This is a genomic window from Pseudonocardia sp. Ae331_Ps2 (assembly GCF_001932405.1).
GTDB lineage: Bacteria > Actinomycetota > Actinomycetes > Mycobacteriales > Pseudonocardiaceae > Pseudonocardia.
The window spans coordinates 1,897,999-1,921,841 of sequence record NZ_MCIM01000001.1; the positions used below are offsets into that span (position 1 = coordinate 1,897,999).

Annotated in this window: 25 protein-coding genes, 1 tRNA gene and 1 pseudogene; 18 read left to right on the top strand and 9 right to left on the bottom strand. The window is 72.4% G+C overall.

The annotated features are described in order from the left end of the window. Window position 1: 1 nt before the first annotated feature. Window positions 2-388, bottom strand: a complete 387-nt coding sequence (locus tag Ae331Ps2_RS31065; protein WP_139318895.1) for a hypothetical protein — start codon at window positions 386-388, stop codon at window positions 2-4. A 75-nt stretch (window positions 389-463) separates the two neighbouring features. On the opposite strand from Ae331Ps2_RS31065, the gene Ae331Ps2_RS09040 reads away from it, so the two are divergent. Continuing rightward, window positions 464-1,012, top strand: a complete 549-nt coding sequence (locus tag Ae331Ps2_RS09040; protein WP_139318894.1) for a hypothetical protein — start codon at window positions 464-466, stop codon at window positions 1,010-1,012. Then, window positions 1,009-2,034 carry an amidohydrolase family protein gene (locus tag Ae331Ps2_RS09045; RefSeq protein WP_075309521.1) on the top strand — a complete coding sequence of 342 codons (1,026 nt, stop codon included), beginning with the start codon at window positions 1,009-1,011 and terminating at the stop codon, window positions 2,032-2,034. The genes Ae331Ps2_RS09040 and Ae331Ps2_RS09045 overlap by 4 nt, the downstream gene beginning before the upstream one ends. Before the next feature lie 124 nt (window positions 2,035-2,158). On the opposite strand, the gene Ae331Ps2_RS09050 is transcribed toward Ae331Ps2_RS09045, so the two are convergent. Next, window positions 2,159-2,713 carry a TetR/AcrR family transcriptional regulator gene (locus Ae331Ps2_RS09050; RefSeq protein WP_198932231.1) on the bottom strand — a complete coding sequence of 185 codons (555 nt, stop codon included), beginning with the start codon at window positions 2,711-2,713 and terminating at the stop codon, window positions 2,159-2,161. 63 nt (window positions 2,714-2,776) lie between these two features. On the opposite strand from Ae331Ps2_RS09050, the gene Ae331Ps2_RS09055 reads away from it, so the two are divergent. Then, entirely contained in the window at window positions 2,777-3,745 is a 969-nt protein-coding gene (locus Ae331Ps2_RS09055; protein WP_075312656.1) for an SDR family NAD(P)-dependent oxidoreductase, read from the top strand. Between the two features lie 16 nt (window positions 3,746-3,761). Here the strand turns inward: Ae331Ps2_RS09055 and Ae331Ps2_RS09060 are convergent, their stop codons facing one another. Continuing rightward, window positions 3,762-5,459 carry an FAD-dependent monooxygenase gene (locus Ae331Ps2_RS09060; protein WP_212567611.1) on the bottom strand — a complete coding sequence of 566 codons (1,698 nt, stop codon included), beginning with the start codon at window positions 5,457-5,459 and terminating at the stop codon, window positions 3,762-3,764. A gap of 134 nt (window positions 5,460-5,593) precedes the next feature. Between Ae331Ps2_RS09060 and Ae331Ps2_RS09065 the strand changes: the two genes are divergently transcribed. The 3 genes and pseudogenes from Ae331Ps2_RS09065 (at window position 5,594) to Ae331Ps2_RS09075 (ending at window position 7,542) form a co-directional block, all read left to right on the top strand. Then, the gene (locus Ae331Ps2_RS09065) at window positions 5,594-6,016 is read left to right on the top strand and encodes a nuclear transport factor 2 family protein (RefSeq protein ID WP_075309517.1); all 423 of its coding nucleotides are present in this window, start codon (window positions 5,594-5,596) and stop codon (window positions 6,014-6,016) included. Next, window positions 6,013-6,639 carry a VOC family protein gene (locus Ae331Ps2_RS09070; RefSeq protein WP_075309515.1) on the top strand — a complete coding sequence of 209 codons (627 nt, stop codon included), beginning with the start codon at window positions 6,013-6,015 and terminating at the stop codon, window positions 6,637-6,639. The genes Ae331Ps2_RS09065 and Ae331Ps2_RS09070 overlap by 4 nt, the downstream gene beginning before the upstream one ends. Before the next feature lie 70 nt (window positions 6,640-6,709). Continuing rightward, window positions 6,710-7,542, top strand: a pseudogene (locus Ae331Ps2_RS09075) (fumarylacetoacetate hydrolase family protein). Window positions 7,543-7,655: 113 nt separating this feature from the next. Here the strand turns inward: Ae331Ps2_RS09075 and Ae331Ps2_RS09080 are convergent. Then, entirely contained in the window at window positions 7,656-8,243 is a 588-nt protein-coding gene (locus Ae331Ps2_RS09080) for a TetR/AcrR family transcriptional regulator (protein WP_075309513.1), read from the bottom strand. 337 nt (window positions 8,244-8,580) lie between these two features. Between Ae331Ps2_RS09080 and Ae331Ps2_RS33115 the strand changes: the two genes are divergently transcribed. The 12 genes from Ae331Ps2_RS33115 to Ae331Ps2_RS09135 all read left to right on the top strand — a co-directional run bounded on the left by Ae331Ps2_RS33115 (window position 8,581) and on the right by Ae331Ps2_RS09135 (window position 19,763). Next, window positions 8,581-9,408: an MFS transporter gene (locus Ae331Ps2_RS33115; protein ID WP_249265626.1), complete on the top strand. Its 828-nt coding sequence runs from the start codon at window positions 8,581-8,583 to the stop codon at window positions 9,406-9,408. Next, window positions 9,409-9,918, top strand: a complete 510-nt coding sequence (locus Ae331Ps2_RS33120) for an MFS transporter (protein WP_139318892.1) — start codon at window positions 9,409-9,411, stop codon at window positions 9,916-9,918. Further along, window positions 9,908-11,635 carry an FAD-dependent oxidoreductase gene (locus Ae331Ps2_RS09090; RefSeq protein WP_075309511.1) on the top strand — a complete coding sequence of 576 codons (1,728 nt, stop codon included), beginning with the start codon at window positions 9,908-9,910 and terminating at the stop codon, window positions 11,633-11,635. The genes Ae331Ps2_RS33120 and Ae331Ps2_RS09090 overlap by 11 nt, the downstream gene beginning before the upstream one ends. Next, window positions 11,632-12,228, top strand: a complete 597-nt coding sequence (locus Ae331Ps2_RS09095) for a VOC family protein (protein ID WP_075329710.1) — start codon at window positions 11,632-11,634, stop codon at window positions 12,226-12,228. The genes Ae331Ps2_RS09090 and Ae331Ps2_RS09095 overlap by 4 nt, the downstream gene beginning before the upstream one ends. A 636-nt stretch (window positions 12,229-12,864) precedes the next feature. Next, a complete protein-coding gene (locus Ae331Ps2_RS09100) occupies window positions 12,865-13,686 on the top strand; it encodes an ABC transporter ATP-binding protein (protein ID WP_060713942.1) in 822 nt (273 codons plus the stop codon). Then, the gene (locus Ae331Ps2_RS09105) at window positions 13,683-14,438 is read left to right on the top strand and encodes an ABC transporter permease (RefSeq protein WP_075309507.1); all 756 of its coding nucleotides are present in this window, start codon (window positions 13,683-13,685) and stop codon (window positions 14,436-14,438) included. The genes Ae331Ps2_RS09100 and Ae331Ps2_RS09105 overlap by 4 nt, the downstream gene beginning before the upstream one ends. Next, window positions 14,435-15,292 carry an ABC transporter permease gene (locus Ae331Ps2_RS09110; protein ID WP_139318891.1) on the top strand — a complete coding sequence of 286 codons (858 nt, stop codon included), beginning with the start codon at window positions 14,435-14,437 and terminating at the stop codon, window positions 15,290-15,292. Before Ae331Ps2_RS09105 ends, Ae331Ps2_RS09110 begins: the two co-directional genes overlap by 4 nt. A gap of 32 nt (window positions 15,293-15,324) precedes the next feature. Next, a complete protein-coding gene (locus Ae331Ps2_RS09115) occupies window positions 15,325-16,374 on the top strand; it encodes an ABC transporter substrate-binding protein (protein ID WP_075309505.1) in 1,050 nt (349 codons plus the stop codon). 24 nt (window positions 16,375-16,398) lie between these two features. Further along, on the top strand, window positions 16,399-17,823 hold the full coding sequence (allB, locus tag Ae331Ps2_RS09120; protein ID WP_083695380.1) for an allantoinase AllB: 1,425 nt from the start codon (window positions 16,399-16,401) through the stop codon (window positions 17,821-17,823). Continuing rightward, window positions 17,820-18,695, top strand: a complete 876-nt coding sequence (locus tag Ae331Ps2_RS09125) for a hypothetical protein (RefSeq protein WP_075309501.1) — start codon at window positions 17,820-17,822, stop codon at window positions 18,693-18,695. The genes allB and Ae331Ps2_RS09125 overlap by 4 nt, the downstream gene beginning before the upstream one ends. Continuing rightward, window positions 18,692-19,339, top strand: coding sequence for a GntR family transcriptional regulator (locus Ae331Ps2_RS09130; RefSeq protein WP_075309499.1), 648 nt, complete (start codon window positions 18,692-18,694; stop codon window positions 19,337-19,339). The genes Ae331Ps2_RS09125 and Ae331Ps2_RS09130 overlap by 4 nt, the downstream gene beginning before the upstream one ends. A 28-nt stretch (window positions 19,340-19,367) precedes the next feature. Next, window positions 19,368-19,763, top strand: a complete 396-nt coding sequence (locus Ae331Ps2_RS09135; protein ID WP_075309497.1) for a gamma-glutamylcyclotransferase — start codon at window positions 19,368-19,370, stop codon at window positions 19,761-19,763. 223 nt (window positions 19,764-19,986) lie between these two features. On the opposite strand, the gene Ae331Ps2_RS09140 is transcribed toward Ae331Ps2_RS09135, so the two are convergent. The 5 genes from Ae331Ps2_RS09140 to Ae331Ps2_RS31075 form a co-directional block, all read right to left on the bottom strand. Beyond that, window positions 19,987-20,063, bottom strand: a tRNA-Thr gene (locus Ae331Ps2_RS09140). 54 nt (window positions 20,064-20,117) lie between these two features. Then, window positions 20,118-20,624, bottom strand: coding sequence for a 2'-5' RNA ligase family protein (locus Ae331Ps2_RS09145; RefSeq protein WP_075309495.1), 507 nt, complete (start codon window positions 20,622-20,624; stop codon window positions 20,118-20,120). Continuing rightward, window positions 20,617-21,768: a DNA polymerase III subunit delta' gene (locus Ae331Ps2_RS09150; RefSeq protein WP_083695382.1), complete on the bottom strand. Its 1,152-nt coding sequence runs from the start codon at window positions 21,766-21,768 to the stop codon at window positions 20,617-20,619. The genes Ae331Ps2_RS09145 and Ae331Ps2_RS09150 overlap by 8 nt, the downstream gene beginning before the upstream one ends. Then, window positions 21,765-23,090 carry an MFS transporter gene (locus Ae331Ps2_RS09155; RefSeq protein ID WP_083695383.1) on the bottom strand — a complete coding sequence of 442 codons (1,326 nt, stop codon included), beginning with the start codon at window positions 23,088-23,090 and terminating at the stop codon, window positions 21,765-21,767. The genes Ae331Ps2_RS09150 and Ae331Ps2_RS09155 overlap by 4 nt, the downstream gene beginning before the upstream one ends. 76 nt (window positions 23,091-23,166) lie before the next feature. Further along, entirely contained in the window at window positions 23,167-23,793 is a 627-nt protein-coding gene (locus Ae331Ps2_RS31075; RefSeq protein WP_139318890.1) for a hypothetical protein, read from the bottom strand. Between the last annotated feature and the right edge of the window lie 50 nt (window positions 23,794-23,843).

Sequence of the window (23,843 nt, forward strand, 5' to 3'; positions counted from 1 at the left end):
GTCAGGGACCCGCCGGGACCAGGGACACCGCACAGGAGCGGATCCGGTCGAGGTCGACGTCGTCCGCGAGCGTGACCGGATCCGGTCGACGAGGGAGGGGCGGGCGAACCCCGAGCAGGCAGCTCATCACCTCCGGGTACACGGTCCGTGCCACGAGAGCCCGGGCAGTGGCGTCGGCCGCCTCGGGCGCGAGACCCGTGCGCTGTTCGAGATACGCCGCCAGCCGCGCGGTCGGGATCTCGACCACGGACTCGTAGTCGCGCTGCGCGGCGTCGACGCCCTGTTCTGGCTCATGCCTCCCGACCTCACCGCACCCGATCCCGTCACCGCCTCCCGCGACGCGAGCCGCCCCGGCGCGGAGGCCGTCGCCACACACGGCGTCGGCCACGTCGTCGGGGTCTCCGCCCTCGGTCGTGGCACCCCGCTCGCCCACCGGGCCGGCCACGTCACCGGATCGCTGGCCATGGACGACCTCTTCGCCGCCACCAGCCACTACCGCGCGCTGGCCAACCCCACCTTCATGGACAACACCCTGCGTGCAGCCGGCGCCCTCCACGACACCGCGACACTGACGTCGACCACGGCTCCCGACCACCGGCTGCCCCTCGTCGCGACCCGCGACATCGCCGACGCCGCCGCCCACCTCCTGCTCGACCGCTCCTGGAGCGGGTTCGCCGAGACACCGTTGCTGGGCCCCGAGGACCTCTCCGGCAACGACATGGCAGCCGTGCTCTCCGACGTACTCGCCGACCTCCTCGGTCGACCGGTGCGCTACACGCAGACGGACCCGGAACTCGCCGGCCGCGCGATGCTCGACCACGGCGCATCCCCCGGCATGGCACGTGCCATGGCCGACATGGCCACCGCGAAGAACGAGGGCCTCGACGAAGGCGTCACCCGCACTCCCGCCACGACCACTCCGACCACCTACCGCGACTGGTGCACCGAGAACCTCAGGCCGGTCATCGCCGCCCTCGGGCCCGCCCGGGACGCCCGACAGGAGACGGCATGACCCTCATCTGCATCGAGGAACACGCCCTGCACGGCCCGACCGACACCGCGGCCGGCCCCACGCTCGGGCAGCAGGCTCCGTATATGTCCGGGCAGAGCAGGAGCGACGCGCCCGTGCCCCGCGTCGACGGACGGCATCCCGCCGTCGACATGGACACCGCCCGACGGCTCGGCGCCGACCTCGGGGCCGGCCGCATCGACGACATGGACCGGCACGGCATCGACATGGCCGTCGTGTCCTGGACGAGCCCCACCCAGCTCGCTCCCGGGGACGCCGCGGTAGAGCTGGCCCGCGCGGCCAACGACCGTCTCGCCACCGCGGTCTCCGAGCACCCCGACCGTCTCGCCGGATTCGCGACGCTGCCCTGGCAACGTCCGGCCGAGGCGGTCGCCGAACTCGACCGTGCCGTCGGGGAGCTGGGCCTGCGCGGCGTACTGATCGTCGGACGACCCGGTGCCGGGTTCCTCGACGACCCCGTCCACCGGCCGCTCCTGCGCCGCCTCGCCGACCTCGGCGTGCCGCTCTACCTGCACCCCTTTCCTCCGCTGCTCGAGGTGCAGCAGGCCTACTACTCCGGCTTCAACGACAAGGTCACCGCGGAACTGTCGCTCGGCGGATGGGGCTGGCACCACGAGGCGGGAATCCACGCCCCGCGTCTCGTCCTCGCCGGGATCTTCGACGAGCTCCCCGGCCTGCAGATCATCAGCGGACACTGGGGCGAGATGGTGCCGTTCTTCCTCCCGCGCCTCGACGACGTCCTCTCCCCCGGCGACACCGGACTGTCCAGGACCATCAGCGACACCTACCGGTCCCACGTCTGGGTCACCCCCAGCGGCATGTACCACCGGCCCCAGTTCGACTACGTCCGCGAGGTCGTCGGCATAGACCGCATCATCTGGTCGACCGACTACCCGTTCCTGCACCTCGACGGCACCCAGGAGTTCCTGAGCGGACTCGATCTCTCCCACGGGGAACGCGAGCAGATCACCCACGGCAACGCCGCCCGACTCCTGGGTCTCTGACGACGCGGCGGCGCCGACGGCCCGTGGCGCGGCGGACGGGAACGGTCGGCGGGCCTCGGGGAGGGGCATCGAGGCCGCTCTCCGTCGGACGCCCGTCGCGCTCGGCCACCGGACGCTGTTCGGGCTAGTCGGGCTGTTCGGGCACCAGGAGGTGGACCGCGACGGCGATGCGCCGGCGATAGGCGTCACGGGTCTCCACCTGGTGCTTCACGCCCACCGATGTGCTGATCAGGGTGTCGGCGATGTCGACGGCCCTACGGCGGTCGACCGTCCGGGCGAGTGCGTCGACGATCAGCTGCCGGAACCTGGCGGGCGCGGTCTCGACGATCTCACCGAGCAGGTCCGGGTTGGTGGCGACGACGTCCTCGACGTCGCGCGCGGGGCCGACGTAGCGGCCCGCCCAGTGGTCGAACGCGTCCACGATCCGGTGGCGCAGCGGTTCGGCGGTCGACGCGAGCGAACGTTCCGCGGCTGCGAGGTCGCGGTCCAGAGCGTGGGTCGCCGCGGCGCGGAACAGCTCCTGCTTCGAGGAGAACAGGAAGTAGAGACCGGGCCGGGAGATCTCCGCCGCGCGCGCGACCTCGTCCATGGACGTCTTCCGGTAGCCGAAACGGGCGAAGCTCAGCAGCGCCGACTCCAGCACGCGCTCACGACGGCCGACCGCCTCCGACGCTGTCACGGGCCGAGTCTAGCTGCCGCTGATCGCACTAGGCAGAAAGTGTTCATCTTGTACAGTGTGGGCATGCGTCGCGGCCTCCGCTCCACACCCTTCTCCGCCACCAGCACCGCCGACGACGTCCTGTCGGGGCACGACCTGACCGGCGTGCGCGCCGTCGTGACCGGGGCGTCGTCCGGGCTCGGGGCCGAGTCCGCCCGCGCCCTGGCCGCCGCGGGGGCCGAGGTGACCCTGGCCGTCCGCAACACCGTCGCCGGTGCGGCCGTGGCCGCCGACATCGCCAGGTCGACCGGGAGGCCGGCGCCCGCGGTGGCACCGCTCGACCTCGCCGACCGTTCGTCGGTCGAGGGGTTCGTCGCGGCGTGGCGCGGCCCGCTCCACCTCCTGCTCGCCAACGCCGGGGTGGTCACCGGGGGTCTCGAGCGCACCCCCGAGGGCTGGGAGCTGCAGTTCGCGACCAACCACCTGGGCCACGTCGCCCTGGCGACGGGCCTGCGCCGCGGGCTCGTCGCCGGCGCCGCGGATCAGGGCGGAGCGCGGATCGTCGTGGTGAGCTCGACCGCGCACATGCGAGCGGACGTGGACTTCGACGACCTCCACTTCGACCGCCGCGCCTACGACCCCCAGATCGCCTACGCACAGTCGAAGACCGCGAACTCCCTCTTCGCGGTGGGGGCGACCCGACGATGGGCCCGGGACGGCGTCGTCGCGAACACCGTCAACCCCGGCGGGGTCGCCACCGGGTTGCAGCGGAACTTCACCCGTCGTCAGAAGGACTCCCTGGCCGCCGCGGAAGCAGCAGGAGTGTTCACCTACAAGACCGTCGAGCAGGGAGCGGCGACGAGCATGGTGGCCGCGGTCGACCCGCAGTTCGCGACGTCCGGAGGCCACTACCTCGACGACTGCCAGGAGGCCTACGAGGTCCCGAACGACGCCGACCTCGCCGACCACCCCCACGGCGTGAAGGCCTGGGCGCTCGACCCCGACCGCGCCGACCGGCTGTGGACGGTGTCGGAGCAGCTCCTCCGTCCATGAGCTCGTAGGTGCCCGCTCAGCGTTCTCCCTGCGCAGCTGCGCGGACTCCTCGAGCTCCTCGGTCGTCGAGCGGGCCGGCGCCACGGACGCGGTCCAGCAGCGCGACCGGGTCGTCGGGCGCACTCGCTCCGCGCCACGCCACGTGGCCGTCAGGTCGGACGAGCACCATCGGCGCCGCATAGAGCCGGACGACGGCAGGACGGTCGATGCGCAGCACCCTCAGCGGCACCCCGAGGGCGCTCGCGGCACGGACCATCGGAGCCGGGTCGGCGGTGGCCGTGGCGACCAGCACGAAGCCGTGGCCGAAGTGATCGAGGGTGGAGCTGCCGTCGGGGAGCCAGGCGTGCGGCGCGCGGCACCCGGGCCAGGTCGAGGGAACATAGGCGTCCGGCTCGTCCGGCGGCTCGGGGGTGCCGTCCGGCAGGCAGATCGGCGAGCCGGCGTAGCGGTGGCCGAGCTGCACCCCGATGCTGCGGAACTCACGTCCACGCAGCCGTTGGATGAGATCGCCGGTCACTCTGCGCGCCTGCGCGCCGACGTCGTCCGGGCGATCGAGGAGCGGGTCGGGGGTCAGCCGGGCGTCCGAGGTCCAGTTGCTCGACGCCTCGGAGACGTTGCGCACCGCCACCGGGCGTCGCTCGATCTCGTAGCTGTCCAGCAGGTCGGAGCCGCCCCAGCCGTGCAGCACGGCCGCGAGCTTCCAGCCGAGGTCCACGGCGTCACCGATCCCGGTGTTGGCGCCGAAGCCGCCCTTGGGCCACAGCAGGTGCGCGGCGTCGCCCGCCAGGAACACCCGGCCGTCCCGGTAGCGGTCGGCCACGACCCGGTGCCCGCTCCACGGCTGGGCCCGCAGGATCTCGGTCTCGATCGGCTCTCCGACGGCCTCGTGCACCCAGCGGACGGCGTCCCCGTCGGCCGGCTCGTGGTCGAGGTAGACCGACAGACGCCACTCGTCGACGCCGTCGACGACCGTGATGTAGGGCCGCTTCTCCGAGGCGAGGGTCTGGATCTGTGCCGCCCGCCCGCCGGCGCGCTCGATCAGCAGCTCCCGCAGTCGCGGGGCCCGGAAGTGCACGGCGAAGTTGTGGCCCTGGGCGAAGTCGCCGGCGAGCTCGATCCCGAGCGCGCGCCGGATCCCGCTGCGGCCGCCCTCGCAGCTGACGAGGTAGGCCGCCGCCTCGGTCCGTTCGACGCCGGTGACGACGTCCCGGACGCGGGCGGTCACCCCGTCGGCGTCCTGGGTGAAGTCCTCCAGCCGGTTCCCGTGGGCGATCTCGACGGCCGGCAGTCCGGCCGCGATCCGCTGCAGCAGCGGCAGGAGGGAGAACTTCGAGATGAATGCGGGGCCCTCGGGGGTCACGTCGGCGTACTCGCCGGGGCTGGAGTTGGTGACCCCGTAGTCGAACTCGGCGAGCACGTGCCCGACCACCTGGGTCATGAACAGGATGCGGTGCGGGTGGTCCGGGCCCGGCAGGCACTCGCGACGCGCCTCGGCCGCATGGCCCCATCGCCGCAGGTGCTCCATGGAGCGGGAGAAGATCGCCTCCCCGGCCGGGAAGACCACCGACCCGTCCGTCTCGTCGACGAGCAGCACCGGCACGTTCCGCCAGCCGAGCTCGATGGCCGTGCAGAGGCCCACCGGGCCGCCGCCCACCACGATCACGCGCCCCGGCCCGGTCGTCCGGTGCGCGCTGTCCGCTGCAGGTCGTGTCACTCCGGCACCTCACACGTCGTCGTCGATCGAGCTGGGCACTGCCGCCACCGGGAGCGGCGGGAGCGCCGCCGCCGTGCGTTGACACCCGCCATGGAAGCACTACTCTTGAGTCATACTCAAGAGAGGAGCTGCCCATGGGTCTCATGCTCGACGACGACGTCAGCCAGTGCCGGCAGCACGTGATCGGCTACCACCTCGCGATCGACCGGGGACGGGCCACCACGGGGATCGACGCCTTCACCGACGACGCGGAGTTCGAGATCCGCGGCGAACGGCTCCACGGGCGCGACGCGATCCTCGAGTTCCTGACCCGCCGGGAAGCCATGCCGGACCGGCAGACGGCCCACCTGATCAGCAACGAGCACCTCGTCGAGCGCAGCGCCGACGAGATCACGCTCGGCTGCCTGGTGCTGCTCCACCTGCGCGGTGCCGACGGCACCTACGACCTCGAGAAGATCCTCGACACCACCCACACCCTGCGCCGCACGGCCGAGGGATGGCGCATCGCGCGACGGACCTCGCGTCCGTTGCACGGACCCACCGGAGGTGCGGCATGACCGCCGCGACCGACCGGCCCGCACCGGGGCAGACCTCGACGCGGGCCGTCCCGCTGCAGATGGCGGAGCTGGTGCTGAAGACCGGGCGCTTCGAGCAGATGCACGCCTGGTACTCGCACGTCCTGGGCGCCGGCCCGTTCTTCGAACGCACCCCCGCCCCGGACGCCCCGCCCCGCCCCGCGGGCATGCCCGAGCGCGCGGTGGACGTCCGCCTCGCCTTCTTCCCCGTCCGGGACGGTCAGGTCCTCGCCCTGTTCGGGATCGACTCCCTCGCGGGCGTCGATCCCGCCGGGCCGGGCCTGCACCACTTCCAGTTCGGCGTCGCGTCCCTCGCCGACCTGATCGCCCAGTTCGAGCACCTGCGGGCCGCCGGAACCCATCCGCACCGCGCGGCCAACCACGGTCAGGCCACGAGCTTCTACTTCCGCGATCCGGACGGCAACGTCGTCGAGTTCTCCTGCTCGAACTTCGACACCCCGGAACAGGAACGGGAGTTCATGGCGAGCCCGGAGTTCGCCGCGAACCCGTCCGGACTGGAGCTCGATCCCGACCGGTTCGCCGAGCACTTCCACGCGGGCGATCCGGACATCCTCGACCTCGACAACCAGGCGGTGGCCCGATGAGCGAGCCCGCGAGCGAATCATCGACACAGCGCCTCGCGCAGCGCCGACCGAGCGTCAGCGAGGGAGTGCGATGAGCAGGCTCGTCAGCACCACGAAGGGCATCGGCAGCCACGACGGCGAGACCGTCGCCCTGCTCGACGTCGACGCCCCCGACCTGGGCGAGGCCCTGCGCGCGGGGTACGACGTCGCGGACATCGCCGCGGCCACCGTGCGCGAGCGGATCCCCCTCGCGCAGGTCGAGCTGCTCCCGACGATCCCCAGGCCCTCGAAGATCTGGGCCGTCGGCTTCGCCTACGCCGCGCACCGCAGCGAGGTCGGGCGCACCGAGCACCCGGACGAGCCGCACATCTTCCTGAAGGCGCCCTCGTCGGTCATCGCCTCGGGGCAGGCGATCCGGTTCCCGCGGGTGGCGCCCGAGCACGTGGACTACGAGGGCGAACTGGCCGTCGTCGTCGGGCGGCGCGCCACGGACGTCGAGGTCGGCGACGCGATGAGCCACGTCGCGGGCTACACCATCTGCAACGACGTGAGCGCCCGGGACGTGCAGAAGGGCCTCGTCCCGGGACGCGGCGCGGACGTGAGCGCGGCCAAGAGCTTCGACACCTTCACCCCATGGGGCCGTGCCTGGCCACCCTGGACGAGTTCGACGATCCCGGAGACCTGCACCTGCAGACCTGGGTCGACGGCGAGCTGCGCCAGGACGCGCGCACCTCCGATCTGATCCACCCGGTCGGACCCCTGATCTCCTACCTGTCACGGCAGACGACGCTGGAGCCCGGCGACGTCGTGATGACCGGGACCCCGGCGGGCGTCGGGCATCCACAGGGGCGCTACCTGCGGTCCGGCTCGGAGGTGCGGATCGCGATCGAGGGGATCGGCACCCTGGTCAACCGCTGCGCCTGATCGACCGCTGCGCCTGATCGACCGCTGCGCCTGATCGACCGCTGCGTCTGATCGACCACTGCGTCTGATCGACCACTGCGCCCGAGTCGCGCGGCCGCCGCGGTCGGGCGGGCTCAGTCCGACGGGACCGGCGCCGGCAGGTCGCGGGCGCGGGCGGAACCCAGGACCGACTCGAGGAGGAACCGCATGAGCTGAGCACCCGGGCGCGGCGGCGCGCCCTCCACGTTGAAGCCCTCGAAGAGGGTGACGGCGGTGTCGGCGACGAGCTCACGATCCACCGACGGGTCGTCGAGGTCGTCGACCATCTTCCGGACGAGGTCACGGATCCAGTCGAGGAAGCGGTCGTGGGCCTCGCGCACGGCTTCGGACTGCAGGAGCCTGCCGTGCATGGCCTGGTGCAGCGGCCGGAACACGCGCATGTCGTTGAGACCCCGGACCAGGTGCGACATCGGGTCGTCGTCCGCGTGGTCCTCGTCGAGGATGCGGATCTCCCGGCTGAGCATGCGGTCCATGACCGCGGCGAAGACGTCGTCCTTGGAGGGGAAGTACCAGTAGACCGCCGCCGGCGCGACGCCGGCGGCGCGGCTGATGTCGGCCATCGTGGTGCCGGCGTACCCGTTGCTGAGGAACAGCTCGGTGGCGACCGCCAGCACCTCGGCCTTCCGCTCCTCGCGCGGGATGTGCTGCCTGTTCCGGGGCACGGCCGATCGCCTCCTTCGGGTGCTCCGCGCGGCGCAGAGGCGGCTCCAGCTTAGCCATCCGCGGCGAGACGGTCGGAGGTACCTCTTGATCGATCCTCATCCTCTTCGCCGAGATGCCGCCGATCCCGCAGCCAACCGCACCACAGCGACATCCTTGACACTGCTCTTGATCGCCATTCATCATTCGTCCCCATCGCAGCGGCACGGCCTGGCGCGTCCCTCCGCCCGCCGGTTTCCCGACCCCACCGTGATCACGCCGAGCACGGCAGGTCTCACGCACGAACACTCACGACAGAGGAGTCCAGTGTTCCCGCAGAGCGAATCCCCACCCGTCCCCGTGAGGTCGGGCACGCGCCACACCCGTCGGGTCGCCACGGCGAGCTTCGTCGGCACCGCGATCGAGATCTACGACTTCAACATCTACGGCCTGACGGCGGCGCTGATCTTCGGTCCGCAGTTCTTCCCGACCTTCTCGCCCGTCGCGGGCACCCTGGCCGCCTTCGTGACCTTCGGCGCCGGGTTCATCGCCCGGCCGCTGGGCAGCGTCGTCCTCAGCCACCTCGGTGACCGGGTCGGCCGCAAGTCCACGCTGGTCGCGTCGCTGGTCATCATGGGTGCGGCCACGTTCCTCACCGGGCTGCTGCCCACCTACGCGGTGATCGGCGTCTGGGCACCCGTCCTGCTGGTCGTGCTGCGCCTGGTGCAGGGCTTCGCGGTCGGCGGGGAGTGGGGCGGTGCGGTGGTGCTGGGGGTCGAGCACGCCCCGACGCACCGGCGCGCCTTCTTCGGTTCGTTCACCCAGATGAGCAACCCGGTCGGCATCGTCCTGGCCTCGCTGACCTTCGTCCTGCTGACGACGTACCTGCCCGCCGACGTGTTCAGCTCCTGGGGCTGGCGGATCCCGTTCCTGGCGAGCATCGTGCTGATCGGCCTCGGCATGTGGGTGCGGCTCGGTGTCGCGGAGAGCCCCGACTTCACCGCCGTGCAGCGCTCCGGCGCCATCAGCCGCTCGCCGGTCCGGGACCTGATCATTGACAACTGGCGGGAGATGCTCCTGGGCGGTCTGTCGTCCACCGCCGCGCCCACCCTGGGCTACCTGATGTTCGTGTACATGCTCGCGTACTCCAGGCAGGCCCTCGGGCTGCCCCCGACGTACGTGCTCTGACTGACCGTCGCCGCCGGTGTGGTGTGGATCCCGCTGGTGCTGGTCACCGCGCGGCTCGCGGACCGCATCGGCCGCAGACCGGTCCTCCTCGGCGGGCTGATCGGCATCGTCGTGTGGGCCCTGCCGTTCTTCGCCCTGGTCAACACCGGGTCACTGGCCGCGATGATCGTCGCCTACCTGGGCGGCGTGATCGCCGTCTCGTTCGCCACCGGCGCACAGGCCGCCTTCATCGCGGAGCTCTTCCCGGCCCCGGTGCGCTACAGCGGGACCTCGATGGCCTATCAGATCGGCTCCATCCTCGGCGGTGGCGTGGCGCCGATCGTCTTCGCCCTGCTCTACGCCAGGAGCGGCTCCTCGACCCCGATCGCCGGCTACCTGCTGGCCACCGCCGCGGTCAGCCTCGTCGCCACCTTCGTGCTGTTCATCAGGGGCAGTGCCCGCAACGGCGGGACCGCGTCGACGCGCCCCGAACCCACACCCGCAGTGGAGGGAACTGCCGATGCGCACTGACCACGATCCGACACCCGCCCCCGACCACCACGACGTCGTGGTGGTCGGGGGCGGCCCGACCGGCCTGAGTGCGGCCATCGGTCTCGGCCGCCTCGGGGTGCGGACGCTGCTCGTCGAACGGCGGGCGACGACCTCGTACCACCCGCGAGGGCACGTGGTGAACGGGCGCTCCCTCGAGATCTTCCGCAGCTGGGGGGTCGCCGAGGAGGTGCTGGCGGCGGGTCTGCCGCGGGAGCGCAACCGCGGCAGCGCATTCGTCACCCGGCTCGCCCACCCCGAGTTCGGCGCGCTGGTCACCCACGGCCACTCCCCCGAGTTCGACCGTGAGGTGGCCGGTTACGCGCCGCACGTCAAGAGCTCCTGCCCGCAGGACGTGTTGGAGCCGATCCTGCTCCGGGCCGCCTCGGCCCTCCCGGCCGTGGACGTCCGGTTCGGCACCACGGTGCTCGGTGTCGATGACATCGACGACGCCGAGGCCGCCGACGACGCCGTCACCGTCCGCCTGTCCGCGGACGGAGGATCCGAGTCGGAGGTCAGGGCCCGGTTCGTGATCGCGGCCGACGGAGCGGCCAGCCCACTGCGCGACCAGCTCGGCGTGCGGCTGGAGGGCCCGGAGCGCCTGGGCGCGCAGATGGGCATCTACTTCCACGCCGACCTGTCGCGCTACGTCGCCGACCGCCCCTACCTGCTGTGGTGGGTCTACAACCCCGAGACCACCGGCGTGCTCATCACCCTCGACGGCCGCCACCGGTGGACCTACAACTTCGCCTACGACCCGGCCACGACCGAACCCGCCTCGTTCACCCCCGAGCGCTGCGTGGAGATCGTCCGCGCCCTCGTCGGCGACCCCGATCTCGACGTCGACGTCCGCAGCGCCCGGCCCTGGCAGATGCAGGCGCGCGTCGCCACCCGGATGCGCGTCGGGAACGTCTTTCTCGCGGGCGACGCCGCGCACCCGCTGCCGCCCACCGGCGGGCAGGGGATGAACACCGGTGTCGGCGACGTGCACAACCTCGCGTGGAAGATCGCCGCGGTGTTGCGGGGGCGGGCCGGCCGGCACCTCCTGGACACCTACGAGGAGGAACGCCGTCCGGTCGCCCGGTTCAACGTCGACCAGAGCCTCGCCAACGCCGAGCGGATGGCGCGCGCCGGGCTCGGCGGGATGCTGGAGAACGACCTCGACTTCGTGGCCCGTGTCGAGACGCTCGACGACGCCGAGCTCGGGCCGGTCCGGGCGGCGATCGCCGAGCAGCGCGAGCACTTCGAGTACTACGGCCAGGTGTTCGGCATCTCCTACGAGTCACCCGGGATCCGGCCGGACGGGACCGAACCCGTCCCCAGCCCCGTCGGCCGCTACCTCCCGGTCGGGCGGCCCGGCGCGCGTGCCCCCCACCTGTGGCTCGACCCCGAGCACACCCGCTCCCTGCAGGACCTGTTCGGCGCCGGTTTCGTGCTGCTCACCACTGCGGCCGGGAAACAGCGGTGGACGGCACCGGACGAGGTCGACGTCGTCGCGGTGGGAGCCGAGGCGCGGCACGCCGGCGTCGAGGACGACTTCCGCACCGTCTACGGCATCGGCGCCGACGGGGCCGTGCTCGTCCGCCCGGACGGGCACATCGCCTGGCGCGCACCCGCGTTCGATCCCGCGATCGACCTGAGCGACGTGCTCGACCACCTGCTGCTCCGCCAGCCCGACCTCATGGAGGCAACCGCATGACCTCGACCGACCAGCACACAGGGGCGGCGCGCACGCTGCCGGACCCGACCGTCGCCCGGCCCCCGGTGGGGCTCGCCCACGTGGTGTTCCGCACCAACGACCTGCCGCGGATGCGGGAGTGGTACTGCACGGTGCTGGGCGCGCACCCGGTCTTCGACAACGGCAAGCTCGCGTTCCTGACCTACGACGAGGAGCACCACCGGGTGGCCCTCATCGCCACCGGGCCGTACCCCGTTCCGAGCGACGAACCACAGGTCGGCTTCTACCACTCCGCCTTCACCCATCCCGATCTCGGCGCGCTCCTGGCCACCTACCGCCGGCGGCGGGACGCGGAGATCCTCCCCGTGCGCGCCATCCGCCACGGTCCGACCGTGTCGCTGTACTACCGGGATCCGGACGGCAACCACGTGGAGCTGCAGGTCGACAGCTTCGCGACCGCCGACGAGGCGACGGAGTGGATGAAGGGGCCGGTGTTCTCGGCGAACCCGATCGGCACCCTGTTCGACCCGGAGGAGATGGTCGCCGACTACGAGCGCGGCGTCCCGTTCGAGGTCCTCGTCCGGCGCGACGACGACCCCGTGCCGACCTCCTGACCGCGTCCAGGGCGCCGGGCCGACGCCAGGCGGCGATGTCGGGGACCGTGGGGAGGAGGTCACCCGCGGCAGGCTCACCGCCCGTCGGGAACGCGAACAGATCACCCGCGGCGATGCCGCACGGCTGCTGGGCCTGCCGGCACGGCTCCCCTGACGACTCGCGTGCGGTGCGCGCGCGGGTCGGCCCCCTCGTAGCGGGCCTGACCGAAGCCGGGAAGCACCCCACCGAGCGCAAGCCTCCCCGCCAGCACCTCCGCGACCCGTCGCAACCGCCGGAACCTCCGTCGGACCGGCGTCGGCAGCGCTCCGGGTCCTCCTCGGCCTGCTCGGCAAGGACCTCGGCGAGTTCCAGCGCTTCGCCCTCCTGCAGGTCGCTCTGGTGGCGCTGGCGATGACCGGCGTCGTGGCCGCGACGGGAGTCGTCTCCTCGTCCTCGTGACGACCGGTGAGCCGGCCGGTTCCTCGTCGCGCCCTCTCCGCGAGCCGGATCGGGCCCGCGTGGCACGAGGCCCGAGTGACGTAACCGGACAGACGCATCGATTTACGCCTCCGCAACGCCGCGCGCCTATCTTCGCATCCGAGCTTGGATCCAAACTCGGATGCAAACAGCGCAGAGCGTGAAGGAGGAGAACGCACATGGTCGAACCGACTGCTCCTGGCATCCACATCGCGGGCCTCGGCAAATCGTTCCGCGTCGGCCGCGGGGAGGTGACCGCCCTCGACGGCGTCGACCTGCAGTCCCGTGCGGGCGAGTTCGTCACCCTGCTCGGCCCCTCGGGCTGCGGGAAGAGCACGATCCTCCGGATCCTCGCGGGTCTCGAACACCAGTCCACCGGGGTCGCCCTCGTCCACGGTGAGACCCCCGCGGACATGCGCCGTCACCACCATCTCGGGATCGCCTTCCAGGAGCCGGCTCTGTTGCCGTGGCGGACGGTGCGCACCAACATCGGCCTCCCGTTCGAGCTGACGCGGCGTCCGACCGACGATGCCCTCGTCGATGACCTGATCGAGCTCGTCGGGTTGACGGGGTTCGAGGACGCCAGGCCCGCGCAGCTGTCGGGCGGGATGCGGCAGCGCGTCGCGATCGCCCGCGCGCTCGTGGTCGAGCCGCGGGTGCTGTTGCTCGACGAGCCCTTCGGCGCCTTGGACGACATGACGCGGCAGAACCTCAACGTCGAGCTCCTGCGCATCTGGACCGAGCGGCCGGCGACCACGCTGATGGTCACGCACGGCATCTCCGAGGCGGTGTTCCTGTCCGACACCGTCGTGGTGATGAGCGCCCGCCCGGGACGGGTCCAGCAGGTGGTGCCGATCGACCTGCCGCGGCCACGGACCCCGGAGCTGCTGCGCACGCCCGAGTTCCACTCCTACGTCGACCGGCTGTCGTCGCTGCTGTTCGGACTCGACACCCCCGGTCAGGACCTGATCGGCGCGGCGACGAGGGAGACCGAGCGATGAGAAGCCGTGCCCTGGGCACCGCCGGGACCGTGGCCGTGTTGCTGGTGTGGCAGCTCGTCGGCATGACCGGGCTCCTCGGCCCGGCGATCGCCCCGCCACTGGAGATCGTCGCGGGTATCGTCGACGACGGGGTCGCGTTCTACGCCCTGCACGTCCCGGTGACGCTCGCCTCCGCTGTCGTCGGCTACCTCTGGGGCAACCTGGCAGCGATCTGCTGCGCCGCGGTGGTGATGACCGTCCCGGCCGTCGAACGGTTCGTGCTGCAGATCGGCATCGCGTCGGCCTGCATCCCCCTCGTGGCCATCGCCCCGATCCTCGCCGCGTGCTTCAACGGACCGGTCACCTCAGCCGTGATGGCCGCCGTGTCGGTGTTCTTCACGACGCTGGTCGGCACGATCAACGGCCTGCGCCGGACCGATCCGGCTGCTCTCGACCTGGTCCGCGCCTACGGCGGGGGCCGGTACCTCGTCCTCCGCAAGGTCCAGCTCCGCTCCGCGCTGCCCGGCGTCCTGACCGCGCTGAAGATCGCGGTCCCGGCCGCGCTCCTCGGCACCGTCATCGGCGAGTTCATGGGACAGGAACGCGGTCTCGGAGCAGCCCTGGTCGTGGCGCAGCAGTCCAGCGACGTCGTTCGCACCAGCGGCATCACCCTCGTCACCGGCGTGATCGCCGGTCTCGCCTTCGCCGTCGTCGGCTGGATCGAACGGGCGACGACGCCGTGGGCCCCCAGCACCGCGGGAGCCTCCGCATGACCGCGACCAGCGCCCCCGCGCGCTCCTGGGCCCGGGTCGGCACCGGCACCCCCGACACCCGCACACGGCGCGCCCTGGTCGCCGGTCTCGCCCGGACGACGTCGACGCTGGTCGGAGCGACCGTCGCGATCCTGGTGGTCTGGACGGCCTTCGTCAGCCTCGTCGACGTGAGCCCGTTCGTGGCCAAGACCCCGCTCGACGTCTGGCGCTACCTGTTCACCGACCCCACGGCCGCGGCGAGCCGGGCCGGCATCGGCGCAGCGCTCGTCGTCACCCTCGGCGACGCCGCCCTCGGGTTCGGACTCGGTCTGGTCCTCGCCGCCGCCGTGACCGTGCTGTTCCACTTCTTCCGCACGGCCGAGAAGATGCTCACGCCCACGATCTCGGCGCTGCATGCCATCCCGATGGTCACCGTCGCACCGATCCTCGTCCTGATCTTCGGACGCGGACCGTTCGGGGTCGCGGTCATCGGCGCCGCCATCGTGTTCGTGCCGGCGATGCTCACGATGCTGCAGGGCATCCGCTCCGCACCCCGGACCGACCTCGACATGTGCGCGGCCTTCGGGGGATCCAGCTGGTCCGCGTTCGCCCGGGTCGCCCTGCCCCACGCCGTGCCGACCTGGTTCGCCGCCGCCCGTGTGGCCGTGACCAGCTCGGTGGTGGGTGCGCTCCTGGCCGAGTGGCTCGCCAGCGGCGAAGGCCTCGGCGGACAGATGCTCCGCGACGCGAACGAGTTCGAGTTCGCCCGGCTCTGGGCGTCGGTCGTCGTCCTCACCGTGGTCTGCGTCCTGATCTACCAGCTCGTCGGTCTGCTCGAGACGTTCGTGACCGCACAGATGGGGGTCACCCGGTGAACCCCTCCCACCCCATCAGGAATGGATCCCTCATGTCCTCCCAGCTCGGCCGCCGTGCATTCCTCCGTCACGGTCTCACCGTCGGAGGACTGGCCCTCGCCGCTCCCGCCGTCCTCACCGCCTGCGTCTCCGGTGGCGACGGCGACGGCTCCCGCTTCGGAATCGCCTCGCAGCGCCTCGCCTGGGTCAAGAACACCCAGTTCGCCGGCAGCTATCTCGCCGACCGCAACGGCTACTACGTGCAGGAAGGCTTCTCCGGCGCCGATCTGGTGTCCGGTGGCCCGACCGCGCCGCCCATCGAGTCGGACGTGCTGAGCCGCACCTTCACCGGGGTGTCCCAGGTCCCCATCGTCGGGTCCGCGGTTGCCAAGGGTGCCCCGCTGAAGATCATCGGCGCGGTCTACGCCCGGAACGCGAACTGCATCATGTCGATGGGAGCCAGCCCGATCGAGACCCCGCAGGACCTCTACGGAAGGACCATCGGCTGCTCCTCGTCGAGCGAACCGGTCTGGCGCAACTTCGTCGCCGCGCTCGGTCTCGACGCCTCACGCATCACCACCGTCCCCGTGCAGGGCGATCCCATCGGGATGACGACCGGGGAGATCGACGGCTACGTCGGGTTCGTCAACAACCAGGTCGTCGACCTGCGGGGCAAGGGTTTCGACATCCACGCGATGCTGCTCGCCGACGTGGGGTTCCCGCTCGTCGGCCAGACCTACATCACCACCCAGGACGTACTCGACAACGACCGGGAGAAGGTCAAGGCCTTCCTGCGCGCCGAGGTCCGCGGCTGGAAGGACGTCCTCGCCGACCCTCAGCACGCCACCGACCTGACCGTGAACGACTACGGCCGGACCCTCGGCCTGGACCCGAGGACCACCCTCGAGGCCTGCATCGCCGGCAACGAGCTCATCCGCACCGGCGAGCCCGGCCAGCGCGTCATCGACATCTCCGACGCCACCGTCGAGGCGAACGTGCGGGCCATCGCCGCGGGCGGGCTCGATCTGAGCCCCGACACCCTGTTCGACCTCGGTCCGATCCGCGAGGTCCACCAGGAGGACCCCGCTCTCGCCCTCGCCTGACCCACCCGAGAAGGAGATCAGCACATGTCTGTGCCCCACGACCTGGTCGTCACCGGTGGGACCGTCGTCCACCACGACGGCCGCCACCGCCACGACGTCGCCGTGCGCGACGGCCGCATCGTCGCCGTCGGCACCGACCTCGACACCACCGGCGCCACCGTCGTCGACGCCCGCGGCCTGCTCGTGCTGCCCGGCCTGATCGACATGCACGTGCACCTGCGCGAGCCGGGTATGACGGAGAAGGAGGACTTCGCCAGCGGCACCAGTGCCGCCGCCGCCGGGGGCGTCACCACCGTGGTCGACATGCCCAACACCTTCCCGCCCGTCGCGACCGCCCAGCGCTACCGCGACAAGCTCGACCTGGTGCGCGGCAAGGCCTACGTCGACTTCGGGCTGTACGGCATGATCGACCACGACAACGCGGGTGAGATCGCCGGTATGGCCGAGCTCGGTGCCATGGGGCTCAAGCTGTTCATGGGACAGACGACCGGCGACAACCGCTGCCCGGACGACGCCGCCATCTTCCGCGGGCTCGAGGCCGCCGCCGCCGCCGACCTGGTCGTCGGTGTGCACGCCGAGAACGACCACCTCCTACGGCTGTTCGGCGAGCGGCTCCGCGAGTCCGGCCGTACCGACCCCCGCGCCCACCTGGAGTCCCGGCCCGCGTTCATCGAGGTCGAGGCGATCACCCGCATCGTCACCATGGCCACCGAGGCCCGCACCAAGCTGCACATCCACCACCTCTCGACCCGCGCCGGCCTGCAACGGATCGTCGACCTGCGCGCCGAGGGCCACCGCGTCACCGTCGAGAGCCTCGTCTCACACCTGGTGCTCGACGACGGCGCCTACGACACCCACGGCAACCTGGTGAAGCTCAACCCCCCGATCCGGCCCGCCGCCGACGTCGAGGCGCTCTGGGCCGGCATCACCCGCGGCGACATCGACATCATCGCCACCGACCACGCCCCGCACACCGCAGCCGAGCAGGCCGAGACCGACGTGTGGAAGGCCTACGGGGGCTTCATCGGTGTCGAGACCATGCTCCCGCTGCTGCTCACCGCCACCACGCGGGGAGCCCTCGACGTCGAGGACATCGTGCGTCTGTGCGCGTACACCCCGGCCCAGCGCTGGTCGATCCCGTACAAGGGGCAGATCGCCCCCGGCTTCGACGCCGACCTCGTCCTCGTCGACCCGACCGAGGAGAAGCCCCTCGACGGGGCGAGCCTGCACTCCCGGCATCCCGTGACCCCCTACGACGGGTGGGTCCTCACCGGCTCCGTCGTCGCCACCTACCTGCGTGGCGGACTCGTCCACGACCGGGGAGAGGTCGTCGGCCCGCCGAGCGGACGCCAGGTCGTGCCCCGCCGGGGGTCCGGCCTGCGGCCGGTGGACGCCCCGGTCCCCGCCCTGGGCACAATGCTCACCGTGCCGACCCGGGAGCTGGTGTGACGTCCCCGCCGATCACGCTGCTGGGCCACGACGGTGCCGCGACCCTGCGGGCCACCGTCGCGCACTGTCTCGACGAGAGCCCCACGCCCCACCGGCCGCCGGGCCCCGTCACGATCGCCGGTATCGGCACCACCGCACCGCACGCCCTGCAGGGCCGGCTGCTCCTCGACGCCCTCGCGGCCCGCGGACTCGTCGTCTCCGCCACCACCCCCGTCGACGGCCCACAGTCCCTGCTCACTGCCCCGGGCTGGGATCTCGCCCTCGTACTCAGCCCGTGGAAGCGCGACGTGGCCACGGCGGTAGCTGCACTGAGCCCGTCGGCCGAGGCCACCGGCGTCGTGGACACCGTCGTACGCGGCGGCGCGGGCGAGGCACTGGGGGTCAACACCAACAGCTGGGCCGCCCAGGCCGCGATGGAGACCGTGACCGGCGGGGCCGTCCCCCGGACGGTCCTGGTGCTCGGCTCCGGCGGGTCCACGCACTCGGTCGCGCTGGGGGTGCGGCGGGCGTGGCCCGGGACCCGACTCGTCGGTACCGCCCGCCGCCCCGAGGCCCTCACCGGGTGGGCCACACAGTTCGACGCCGAGGTCCTCGCCCCGGCCCGGCTCCGGACGGCGTTCGCGGACGACGCGCCGACCCTGGTCGTCAACACCACCACCTGGGGCGAGACCGACGCCTCCGAGAAGGACCCCTTCGCGTTCCCGTTCGCCGAGCTCCTCGCCCCCGGCAACGCCTTCTTCGACCTCAACAACCGGGTCTCGACACTGCAGACCGACGCCCTCCGGGCCGGGATGAGCGTGATGTCGGGGACCTTCATGCAGCGCGCCACCAACTCGTGCCGGGCCGCACTCCTCGCCGGGGCCACACCATGACCGGCGCGCACCGGAACAGCAGCGCTCCGAGCGCCCGCGAGCGCGTGTACCTCTACCTGCGCCAGCAGATCACCACGGGCGAGTACGGGCCCGGCATCCGCCTCGTCGAGGAGCAGATCGCCGAGGAGCTCGGCGTGAGTCGGACCCCCATCCGGGAAGCACTGCAGCGCCTCACCAGCGAGGGCCTCGTCGAACGGGTCCGTCGGGGCCAGCTCGTCGTCGTCCGGATCGACGACACCGCCCGCGCCGAGCTGCACGAGCTGCGCATCGCCTTCGACCAGGTCGCCGCGAGCCTGCTCACGCAGAAGGTCGGCAGCGTCGACTGGGAGAGCCTGCACGCGCTGCTCGACCCCCTCGGCCACGCCGCCCGCGAGTACGGCATCGGCAGCCCGCAGTACGGCATCGCCCACCTGGACCTGCACGTCGCGATCAACCGGGCCGCATTCTCCCCGGTCACCTCGGCCTTCCTCGAACGACAGGCCTTCCTCCACCCGACCGACGACTACGTGCAGCAGAGCGGCCACGAACCGGTCGCCCAGCACCGCGACCTGCTCGACGACCTCGCCAGTGGTGACCTCGACAGGGCGCAGACCGCGATGCGCGTCCACGCACTGCGCGGCCACGGCAACACCACGCTCTCCTGAGCGCCCCGCACCGTCGAAAGGCACCTCCATGTCCGACAGCGTCCGCATGTTCGTCAACGGCCAGGCCATGAGTGGTGGCCCGCTGCACGACGCCCTCGCCGGCGCCCGCTTCCTGGGCCCCGTCCGCACCGCCCCCGACTACCGCTTCTTCTCCTTCGACGACGTGTTCCCCGGTATCGCGCCCGTCCCCGACGGTGGCTGGTCGGTCCCCGGCGAGATCTACGAGATCTCCTACACCCAGCTCCGCCGAGACCTGCTACCCCGCGAACCGGCCGAGCTGGAGCTGTCCGTGATCGAGCTGGAGGACGGGACCGGCTCCCTGAGCATGGTCTGCCGCACCCTGCCCGGCGCCACCGACGCCGTCGAGATCACCGCGGCCGGTGGGTGGCGGGAGCACCTCGGCGCCGTGTCCACCGCGCGCTGACCGCGATGCTCGTCGCCGGGGCCGATCCCGGCCTGGCCACCCACTCCCTGTGGTGCACCCCGGACACCGTCACCTCGACCCCGTGGGCGCCGAAGTGGCCCGCCGACGGGGACACGATCGCTTCGAGAAGGCGATGCTCCGAAGCCAGAGCGACCGGGAGGTCACACACCGCGTTCAGGGAGTTCAGAGGACTTGTCAGATGCCGGACCGGGCCCCTGACCTGTGGAGCCGCCTTGGGGAGTCGAACCCCAGACCTACGCATTACGAGTGCGTCGCTCTAACCGACTGAGCTAAGGCGGCGTGGTGCATACCCAGTGTACCGATCGGCCCCCGACGCTCCCGCAGCCCCCCGGGTCACCCCGAGAAGGGGAACCGGGGCCCCGGGTCCCACGGCCCACCGTCGTAGCGCCACAGCGCCACGCCGGGGACGCCGGCGTCCCACGGTTCGAATCCGGCGACCAGGTCGTCGTACAGCGCGCGGGCCGCGATCGGGTCGACCTTGTTCTGGACGGTGACGTGCAGGTCGGACTTCCCGGCGTCCTGCCGGGTGAGACGGGATCGCCACCGCTCGGCGACATCGCGGCGCAGCGACGTCAGCTCGGGGCAGTCGAGGGTGAACGCGACACCGCGGCCGAGCAGGCGCAGCCCGGTGACACGGGCGGTCATCGGGGGACGGTCGGTCGCGGCGGTCAGGTCCGCGGTCAGCTCGACGACGGCGTCGCCGGGCAGGGCGTGGAACAGCGTCAGGTGCGCGGCCAGGTGGTTGCGTCCGGCCGGGAAGTGCCGTTCCCGCAGGTCGTCGAAGCGGGTCCGGGTGGTGTCGTCGAGCTGGGCCGTGAGGATCAGCGGCCGGTCATCCACGGTGCAGCGCGGTCATCATCGCCTCGACGGCGATCCGCGGCTTCACGTTCTGCTCCAGCGCGTCGCGGCAGGCGAGCACCGCCTCCAGCCGGCGCAGGCTCGACTCCGGGCCCCACTCGGCGGCGGCCACCCGGATCTCGCGGTCGCGGTCCGGGTTGGTCAGCGGCACCGTCGCACCGGTCGCGGCGACGATCGCGTCCCGGTAGAAGCCGGCGAGGTCGACCAGGGCCCGGTCGAGCGCGTCCCGCTGCGTACGGGTGGCGCGGCTCTTCTGCCGCTTCTCCAGATCCCGCTCGGCCGCCTTCGCCGAGCGGGCCGCCGCGGCGGCGCCCTTGCCGGTGCCGCCGGCCCCCATCGCGACCGCGAGCTCCTCGCGCTCGGACTCGTCGCGGGAGGAGCGCAGCTCGTCGGCCTCGGCCTCGGCCGCGCGGATCAGCACGTCGGCGTGGAAGAACGCGTCGCCGAGGCGACGGAGCTTCGTCGGTACGCCGAGGATCTCCTCGCGACGGGCACGGGCCTGCGGGTCGCGGGCGAGGCGCCGCGCCCGGCCGACGTGGCCGCCGCACACCGACGCGGCCCACCGGGCCTGCTCGGGATCGATGCCGTCGCGGTCGCGCAGCACCCCGGCGACGGCGTCGGGCGCCGGGCTGCGCAGGTGCACCATCCGGCAGCGCGACCGGATCGTGACGGGCACGTCGTCGGGATGGTCGGACGGCGCGCAGAGCAGGAACACCGTCTCCGGGGCCGGCTCCTCGACCGCCTTGAGCAGCGCGTTCGACGCGCCCTCGGTGAGCCGGTCGGCGTCGGCGATGATCACGATCTGCCATGTCCCGGTGGCGGGCTTGCGTGCGGCGAGCTGCACGAGCGAGCGCATCTCGGCGACCGAGATGGACAGTCCCTCGGGGACGATCTCCCGGACGTCGGAGTGCGTGCCCGCCATGACGGTCCGGCAGGCCGCGCACTCGCCGCAGCCGTGGTAGCGGCACTGCAGGGCGGCCGCGAAGGCGCGCGCGGCGTTGGACCGGCCGGAGCCGGGCGGGCCGGTGAACAGCCAGGCGTGGGTCATCGCCGACGGGTCGGATGCCGCCGCGTCCAGCTCGGCGACGGCGGCGGGCTGGCCCACCACGTCGTCCCACACACTCACGACGATCCCTCCTCCGTCATCTGCCGGCGCGCGACGACGCCGACCGCCGCCGCCAGGACGCCCGCTCCGGCGAGCACGAACCGCGTGCCGTCGACCAGCAGCGCGGTGTCGCCGACGGTGACCGTCCGGGTCGCGACGACGCCGACGACGACCGGCACCACCGACATCGCCCCCAGCAGCACCAGCCGGACCAGGGACTGCACGAACGCGTTGACCCGGCCGCGGATCCCGTCGGCGACCTCGGTGCCGATGATCGTGAGCCCGGTCAGGAAGGCGATCCCGGCGAACGCGCCGACGACCAGCACCGCGGCGATCGCCATGAACAGGTGCACCGCCACTGCCACGACGACGAGCGACACCCCGGCCCCGACGATCGCGCTGCCGAACAGCCGCCGGTGCGGCACCTGCCGGGCCAGCACCGGGCCGACGGCCATGCCCGCGGCGAGTCCGGCGAAGACCGACGCGAACAGGATCGAGTACGCCGCGTCCCCGCCGCCGAGGCTCGACGCGTAGAGCTTGGCCGTCGCGATCACGGTGCCGCCCGCGGTGAACGCGCCGACGACCCCGACGACCAGCCCACGCACGAGCGGGGTGCGGACGACATAGGTGTAGCCGTCGCGCAGCAGGTACAGCAGCGACGGCGGGGCCTGCTGCCGCTCGGCCTCGGTGGCCCGGCCGGAGATCTCGGGGATCGCGAAGTACACGACCAGCGCCGAGAGCAGGAACGCGAACCCGTTGAGGCACAGCGCCGCGTAGACGGTGGTCTCCTGGTCCGCCCCGAACATCGGGCCGGCCTTGCTGACCAGCGCGAACAGCCCCGCACCGCCGACGACCGCGACGCCGTAGGTCACCAGCAGGCCCAGCTGCGCGGCGCTCTCCATCTGCGCCGGGCTGCGCAGCAGGTTCGGGACGGCCGCGTCCTTCGCCGGGATCCAGAACATGGTGCACAGCTCGAGTAGCAGGGTCACGACCAGCAGCCACCACAGCTGCCCGACGAACGGGATCGACAGCAGCAGCACGAACTTCGCGAGATCGCAGGTCACCATGACCTTGCGCCGGTCGAAGCGGTCGGCGAGCACGCCGGCGAGCGGCCCGAACAGCAGCGACGGCACCAGCTTGGTCGCGACGACCCCGCCGAGCGCGAAGCTCTGCGCGGTGAACCCGGCGCCCGCGGTGAGGTGGGTCGCCAGCGAGGTGAGTGCCAGCAGCGCCAACCACTCGCCGGTCGCGGTGACCGCGGTGACCGACCAGAGCCTGCGGAAGGCGGGGATCGCGAGGACCGACGTCAGGCGGTGCGACGACGTCGACGACGGGGTCGTGATCGCGGCTCACCTCCTCGCCCGGTGCGGCGTGCGGATCTTCAGGCTAGACGGGGCCACCGACGGCGACCGAGGGACCTCAGACGATCGTCGACAGTGTCTGGACCAGGATCACCAGGTAGATCAGCACGAAGACGATCGTGAACACCCGCGCTCCGACCCGGCCGCGGGTGAGCCGGGAGAAGCCGAGCAGGCCCTCGTCGAGGTCGACCGGGGGCCGGGCGGACACCGCGGGCGGCCGGTAGACCGTCCCGACGGGTTCCTCGCCGCCGGAACGGGGTCGGCGCGGTGCGGGCAGCCGGGGCACCGGGCCGGTCGGGGACCGCCGGGGCACGGGCGGGACCGGCGACGACGGGGCGGGCGTCACCGGGCGGCGGGGCCCGGGGACCGAGTCGTCCGCGTCCTCGTCCGGGGTGGGGATGGCGGCGGGGCCCGGCCTGCGGCGCCGGACCGCGGTCAGGGTCCGCCGGGTGGGGCCGTCGATGTCGGGTCCGCCCGCAGCGGGCTGCTCACCGTCCGAGGACGGGTCGGGGTCCGGCCGGTCCGCGGGCGCGTCCTGCGCCGCCCCGGCGGGGCCCGCGGGGTGGGCACCTTGCTCCCGGGCCCGCCGGTCCGCCTCGCGCTCGGCGACCAGCCGCGCCACGCCCCAACGCCCGTCGTCGGCGGGGGCCGGCGCGGGGCGGCTGTTCCTCCACCGCACGGCCATGACGGCATGCTAGGCCGCGACCAGCGGTGACGCCTGCTTCCGACGGGGTA

Excerpts from the sequence above, each read along its gene's own strand:
- Ae331Ps2_RS09100 (WP_060713942.1), top strand. The coding sequence starts at position 12,865 with ATGGTCGAACCGACTGCTCCTGGCATCCACATCGCGGGCCTCGGCAAA.
- Ae331Ps2_RS09115 (WP_075309505.1), top strand. The coding sequence starts at position 15,325 with ATGTCCTCCCAGCTCGGCCGCCGTGCATTCCTCCGTCACGGTCTCACC.
- Ae331Ps2_RS09130 (WP_075309499.1), top strand. The coding sequence starts at position 18,692 with ATGACCGGCGCGCACCGGAACAGCAGCGCTCCGAGCGCCCGCGAGCGC.
- Ae331Ps2_RS09055 (WP_075312656.1), top strand. The coding sequence starts at position 2,777 with ATGCGTCGCGGCCTCCGCTCCACACCCTTCTCCGCCACCAGCACCGCC.
- Ae331Ps2_RS09040 (WP_139318894.1), top strand. The coding sequence starts at position 464 with ATGGACGACCTCTTCGCCGCCACCAGCCACTACCGCGCGCTGGCCAAC.
- Ae331Ps2_RS09045 (WP_075309521.1), top strand. The coding sequence starts at position 1,009 with ATGACCCTCATCTGCATCGAGGAACACGCCCTGCACGGCCCGACCGAC.
- Ae331Ps2_RS09090 (WP_075309511.1), top strand. The coding sequence starts at position 9,908 with ATGCGCACTGACCACGATCCGACACCCGCCCCCGACCACCACGACGTC.
- Ae331Ps2_RS09095 (WP_075329710.1), top strand. The coding sequence starts at position 11,632 with ATGACCTCGACCGACCAGCACACAGGGGCGGCGCGCACGCTGCCGGAC.
- Ae331Ps2_RS09105 (WP_075309507.1), top strand. The coding sequence starts at position 13,683 with ATGAGAAGCCGTGCCCTGGGCACCGCCGGGACCGTGGCCGTGTTGCTG.
- allB (WP_083695380.1), top strand. The coding sequence starts at position 16,399 with ATGTCTGTGCCCCACGACCTGGTCGTCACCGGTGGGACCGTCGTCCAC.
- Ae331Ps2_RS31075 (WP_139318890.1), bottom strand. The coding sequence starts at position 23,793 with ATGGCCGTGCGGTGGAGGAACAGCCGCCCCGCGCCGGCCCCCGCCGAC.
- Ae331Ps2_RS09065 (WP_075309517.1), top strand. The coding sequence starts at position 5,594 with ATGGGTCTCATGCTCGACGACGACGTCAGCCAGTGCCGGCAGCACGTG.
- Ae331Ps2_RS09070 (WP_075309515.1), top strand. The coding sequence starts at position 6,013 with ATGACCGCCGCGACCGACCGGCCCGCACCGGGGCAGACCTCGACGCGG.
- Ae331Ps2_RS09110 (WP_139318891.1), top strand. The coding sequence starts at position 14,435 with ATGACCGCGACCAGCGCCCCCGCGCGCTCCTGGGCCCGGGTCGGCACC.
- Ae331Ps2_RS09135 (WP_075309497.1), top strand. The coding sequence starts at position 19,368 with ATGTCCGACAGCGTCCGCATGTTCGTCAACGGCCAGGCCATGAGTGGT.